The organism is Actimicrobium sp. GrIS 1.19 (assembly GCF_035984655.1).
Lineage (GTDB): Bacteria > Pseudomonadota > Gammaproteobacteria > Burkholderiales > Burkholderiaceae_D > Actimicrobium.
On sequence record NZ_JAXCHT010000064.1, the window covers coordinates 1 to 4,435 of the forward strand.

Annotated in this window: 8 protein-coding genes; 4 read left to right on the forward strand and 4 right to left on the reverse strand. The window is 55.2% G+C overall.

Annotated elements, in window-relative coordinates:
* Positions 1–458 precede the first annotated feature (458 nt).
* Positions 459–629: a hypothetical protein gene (locus RCH09_RS19355; RefSeq protein WP_326942779.1), complete on the forward strand. Its 171-nt coding sequence runs from the start codon at positions 459–461 to the stop codon at positions 627–629.
* A gap of 33 nt (positions 630–662) precedes the next feature.
* Here the strand turns inward: RCH09_RS19355 and RCH09_RS19360 are convergent, their stop codons facing one another.
* A complete protein-coding gene (locus tag RCH09_RS19360) occupies positions 663–791 on the reverse strand; it encodes a hypothetical protein (RefSeq protein WP_326942780.1) in 129 nt (42 codons plus the stop codon).
* Between the two features lie 142 nt (positions 792–933).
* On the opposite strand from RCH09_RS19360, the gene RCH09_RS19365 reads away from it, so the two are divergent.
* Complete coding sequence (locus RCH09_RS19365) at positions 934–1,341, forward strand: hypothetical protein (protein ID WP_326942781.1); 408 nt, start codon at positions 934–936, stop codon at positions 1,339–1,341.
* A 656-nt stretch (positions 1,342–1,997) separates the two neighbouring features.
* Here RCH09_RS19365 and RCH09_RS19370 read toward each other — a convergent pair.
* Both RCH09_RS19370 and RCH09_RS19375 read right to left on the reverse strand, forming a co-directional pair.
* Complete coding sequence (locus tag RCH09_RS19370) at positions 1,998–2,336, reverse strand: type II toxin-antitoxin system RelE/ParE family toxin (protein WP_326942782.1); 339 nt, start codon at positions 2,334–2,336, stop codon at positions 1,998–2,000.
* Between the two features lie 11 nt (positions 2,337–2,347).
* Positions 2,348–2,638 carry a type II toxin-antitoxin system Phd/YefM family antitoxin gene (locus tag RCH09_RS19375; protein ID WP_326942783.1) on the reverse strand — a complete coding sequence of 97 codons (291 nt, stop codon included), beginning with the start codon at positions 2,636–2,638 and terminating at the stop codon, positions 2,348–2,350.
* A gap of 147 nt (positions 2,639–2,785) precedes the next feature.
* On the opposite strand from RCH09_RS19375, the gene RCH09_RS19380 reads away from it, so the two are divergent.
* Positions 2,786–3,148: a GNAT family N-acetyltransferase gene (locus RCH09_RS19380; RefSeq protein ID WP_326942784.1), complete on the forward strand. Its 363-nt coding sequence runs from the start codon at positions 2,786–2,788 to the stop codon at positions 3,146–3,148.
* 571 nt (positions 3,149–3,719) lie between these two features.
* Complete coding sequence (locus RCH09_RS19770; protein ID WP_442785069.1) at positions 3,720–4,223, forward strand: MerR family DNA-binding protein; 504 nt, start codon at positions 3,720–3,722, stop codon at positions 4,221–4,223.
* Between the two features lies 1 nt (position 4,224).
* Here the strand turns inward: RCH09_RS19770 and RCH09_RS19385 are convergent.
* Positions 4,225–4,435, reverse strand: a 211-nt coding sequence (locus RCH09_RS19385) for a hypothetical protein (protein ID WP_326942785.1), incomplete at its 5' end; no start/stop codon positions are given.

Consider the following 4,435-nt stretch of genomic DNA (forward strand, 5'->3'; position numbering starts at 1 on the left):
CCCGCTTGTTACGCATTGCTACGGTCATTGTTTCTCCTTGATGGCGGCAGTCTCCTGCCAAATGACCGTTTACACAAAATTATTTACACCCTCAACCAGGCCTTTATCGGTCGGCAGTCGACAAATATTTGCGCACCAACCTCGCCGAGTGCAGTCACCTGTTTTCCACGATCCAAGCGCTGACGCCGGAGATTGCAAAGCGTCGGCGAAGCTGGATGGCCCGCATGCACCAAGACGGGAGCACGTGTGGCGTCGTCCTCATCAATTCCTTGCTGCCCGCACGGGTTGCCAGCATTCATGACCAAGGATTTGAAAGTGCGAGGACTAGTGCTGGATAGGGCACATTGCCGCCTAACCCGTGGCACTCGATGTCTCCATCGCGACGAACAATGATCCGATCTGTGTTCTATCCAAGGCGCAAAACCGAAAACTGACGCAATAAATAAGAAGGAGAAATCATGTCTTCCAGTTTTGAATACCTCGATGCGATTGCGAAAGAATCGTGGGCCGGCAAGTACGATCGTACGGCGACGCTCTCTGATGCGAAGCGTAGCAAAATAATAATGGAGGACGCTCCCTGTCCACGATCATTAGGAGAACGCATTCCCTCGTCCAGAGGGTTCAAATGACGGGCCTACCCGTGTTCAAGCAGGGCTGACGGATCAGCGACTGTCGGCCTCCCAGTCAATGACACTGAGCGCCTCATCCAGCGCCTTCCGGTCGCTGCGAAACACATTGCTCGCTTCAGTCGGGTTGCCATAGGCATCGACGACTTCGTGCAACTGCCGCATTCTTCATCGGTTTTACTTAAGGAGTCAGCACGATCGGAGTCAGGGCGAGACCGGCTGCATATTTGCTATACATCACTTGTGGTATGAATAATCCAAGATAGGATATCGTTAGCTATAACCTCTTGACACTATTGTTTCCAATATGACACTTCCAATGCGGCAGACTTTTGATGAGCAGGAACGTTTTTCAGCGCGATTAGTTGACGCTCTACATCGAGCTGGTCGCACAACAACGGGGCCAACCGCATTGGCAAGCGAATTTAATGCGCGCTTTCCTCAACATGCCGTTTCTGTGCATGCCGCTCGCAAATGGGTAAAGGGAGAATCCATTCCTACTCAAGAGAGGATCATCGATCTTGCCGGGTGGCTCGGCGTCACCCCAAGTTGGTTACGCTTTGGGGGTGATGATGAGTTTTCGTCAGAGATGCGGCCCGAGGATTTTTTAGCGAGTGACCTTCACACGTTGCGCGCGATCCAGTGTCTCGACAACTCCGGCAAGGAAATAGTGAATCTATTGATTAGGGTTCTTTTACTAAAAAAAATTGGCTAATCGCAAGTAAGCCGGGGGTAGATGGCACTTGGCACGAATACTTAGCCAGACCATAATTTTTGCCAAATTAGTAATTTTTATGGCGTAAAAATCCAATTTGTAACATCGAGACCGAAGCTAACGAGGATGTTGCCGAACCGGTCGTGCATTCTGCTGGCGGTGCTGAGCGGCGGTCCATTTGCGCTGGTGTCTGTCGGCGCCAACAGCCTGTTGTGGTCAACCCAGTCTTAGCTGGTGCGCGTGCCAGTCAACAGAATGCGTCCCAGCATACCGGTCGTTCCGTCTTGCTGGTCCGACACCGACAGATAGGCGCCATTCGTTTCGGTCACCATACGGTTGGGAGGGTTCCCGGCCGCCCGGTCGTGTTTTTATTGATCGTTGCATTGACAGGCCGAAGTGACGTGGAGGGCGGCATCCAACGGCTGGCGCGCATCCTGTGAGATGCAATTTACACCACCGAGAGAAGATCACCCGAGGCAGCAGACACGATCGGTAAATCGATGTCCTGACGCAAGGGTGATCGATGATCAATTCGCTTATTATCCATAAATTAAAGGCCGAGACAGAACGCCGTTGCGTCACCTGACCGGGAACTGTGCCGATTCACGAGGTGCAGAGGTTGGATTGCGGCGGCGTTGTGCCGCGCGCCCAGATCATTACAGCATGGCTGCCGGGGGCGCCCCTTTTAGCAGTCTGCGCAAGAGCAGTGACTGCAGGTCTCGGCGCTGATCGCACACCACATGGATGTAAATCACATTGTTGGCGTCATCGACTTCGTAAATCAGATAATTCGGCCCAACGACAAGTTGGCGATACTGGTCAATACCGATCTCGGCGAGATCGGCGCACACCGCGCCGACATGTGGGTATCGCGCCAGATTGTCGACGCTGTCCTTCAATGCGCCGAGCGCCGTTCGCCAAACCTGTGTTGACCAGGTGCGGATAACGTATTTTTTTAATTCCTGGATATCGTCCGTCGCGGCCGACGTGAACAATACCTTGTATGTCATTGCGTGCCGCCCGTGCGCGCATCGTCAAGTTCGTCGAGTTGGGCAAACACCTCCGCTGCCGGGGCCACCTCGCCGCGCTCGATCTGATGGCGCCCGAGCGCAAGAATTTTAAGCAGTGCCATCGTTTGCTGCGTTTGCTCCCAGGAATGGATGTCCTGCACCACGAAGGTCGCTTCGCCGTTTTGCGTGATTATCATCGGCTCGCGCGACTGGGTGATCTCGTTGATCACGCGCGCCGTGTTGTCCTTGAGATAGCTGATGGGTTTGACTTGTTCTGAAAGACGCATGGTTGGGCTCCAGTGGACAGAAGAGGGGAAGACATAATATAGTCTTTATTCTGACGGAGGAGAAAAAATTCCTCACCCTTCGTTCGTGCCCGCTGCCTGTGGCGGGGACAGCTTTTACCAGCGCATCGAATCCATGCGCCGCAAACGGTGGGGGCAACCTACTACGCCCGCTATCTGGCCTGGTTAGAACTGGCGTTGGCGGGCGGAACCTATGTCGGGCTGGTCGCGAAGCACGAGGGAGACGTTATCGCTGGCGCGGGCCTGGTGCTGCTGAACTGGGGTCCGACCCGCGACGACCCGGGTGTCCTGCGCGGGCGCATCGTGAATGTCTTCACCGCGCCGGCGTGGCGCCGGCAGGGCGTCGCGAAGCACCTTCTCGAGGAACTGATCCAGCGCGGCAAGCAGGCCGGCATCGGCACCTTCAGCCTGGGCGCAAGCGAGGAGGGCGCTGCGCTGTACCGGCAGCTCGGCTTTGTGCGCTATGGGGAGGAGATGCGCCGGCGCGGGTGATCCGTCGTCTCATTCATTGCCCAAAAGGCAGTAGAACCGCGGTGCATAGGCGGAGACTGACCAGTCAGGTCCTCAGAGCAAGACTTCCTTTTGGCGACGCACTGCAAAGGCCGTTATCGCATCGTCGTCGATGCGATAACGCGCGACATAGCCGCCGTGTAAGCGTGGCGCCAGCATCGCACTTGACGGTGGCTCAGGGTTGACAGTTGCGATCGCAAGCGCAGGAGGGCTTGCGCTGCTGAATCTGGCAGCGTGCTCCGCGCCGATGACGGACAAACAGCATGCCTGCCGCGCCAAGCGCGAACACATCCATGGCGTCGAAGGGCCATCCTGTCGTCACTGCGCCGAGGCTTGTGATTCCCAACCAAGCGATGCTTGGGGTATCAGTGGAACACAGCATGGAATGCAGCCAACCACCAGTACTGCGACGCCCGCTACGCCTGCCGCTGCACTTACCTTTGACCTTGAAACGGTCATGATCGATTTCTCCTGATACGTACGCGATTATGCTTGCGCTAACAATGCGACCTAAAGTAGTTTTAGGTGCAAGCGCTTTTTGAATGGCCGCGTTATGTCGCGATCAAACCTCACCATCGGGGTCCTGGCATCCCAAACCAGAACCAATGTACCGACCATTCGTTATTACGCAGAGATAGGCTTGTTGCCTCGTGCTCAGCGTGCAAGTAACGGTCACCGCCATTATCGGGATGCGGATTTCAAACGCCTGAGTTTCATCAAACGCTGCCGGAACTTTGGCTTCCCGATCGAAGAGGTCAGGGAGCCAGTAGCGCTATTTGAGGATGGGGACCGTGAATGTATCGAAGTCCGTGACATGGCGCATAGTCACCTGAATGCCGTACGAGAAAAGTTGAACGAAATGCGTCAACTTGACGCGAGTCTGGCGGCGTATGTGGCAATCTGCGACGAAAACTGCTGCGCGGGACCATCGAGAGGCTGTGCCATCATCGAAGAGCTGTCCGCGATCGAGTTAGTGCCGAAGCCTGCTGCCTCTGGATGTTGTGGATCAGCGCGGGAAGGCATATTTGACGGACCTGTGTACCAACATGCCCCATGACTCACGAAAAGCCTACGCCACCTCCTCCGACCGAAAAACAGCTGTGGAAAGACACGTGGTTTTTCTTATTTCTCCTGGTCGTTTTGTTTTGGGGATTTGAAGGATTGACTGGGGGCGTGTCAGCAGCGGATGTAATCTGACACAGTGCGGCGATTGAAATCTGATACACCGATTTGATTTGAGATGATGGTGGCTTTTCGGAGCTGCCTTGA

Excerpts from the sequence above, each read along its gene's own strand:
- RCH09_RS19770 (WP_442785069.1), top strand. The coding sequence starts at position 3,720 with ATGTCGCGATCAAACCTCACCATCGGGGTCCTGGCATCCCAAACCAGA.
- RCH09_RS19365 (WP_326942781.1), top strand. The coding sequence starts at position 934 with ATGACACTTCCAATGCGGCAGACTTTTGATGAGCAGGAACGTTTTTCA.
- RCH09_RS19360 (WP_326942780.1), bottom strand. The coding sequence starts at position 791 with ATGCGGCAGTTGCACGAAGTCGTCGATGCCTATGGCAACCCGACTGAA.
- RCH09_RS19355 (WP_326942779.1), top strand. The coding sequence starts at position 459 with ATGTCTTCCAGTTTTGAATACCTCGATGCGATTGCGAAAGAATCGTGG.
- RCH09_RS19375 (WP_326942783.1), bottom strand. The coding sequence starts at position 2,638 with ATGCGTCTTTCAGAACAAGTCAAACCCATCAGCTATCTCAAGGACAAC.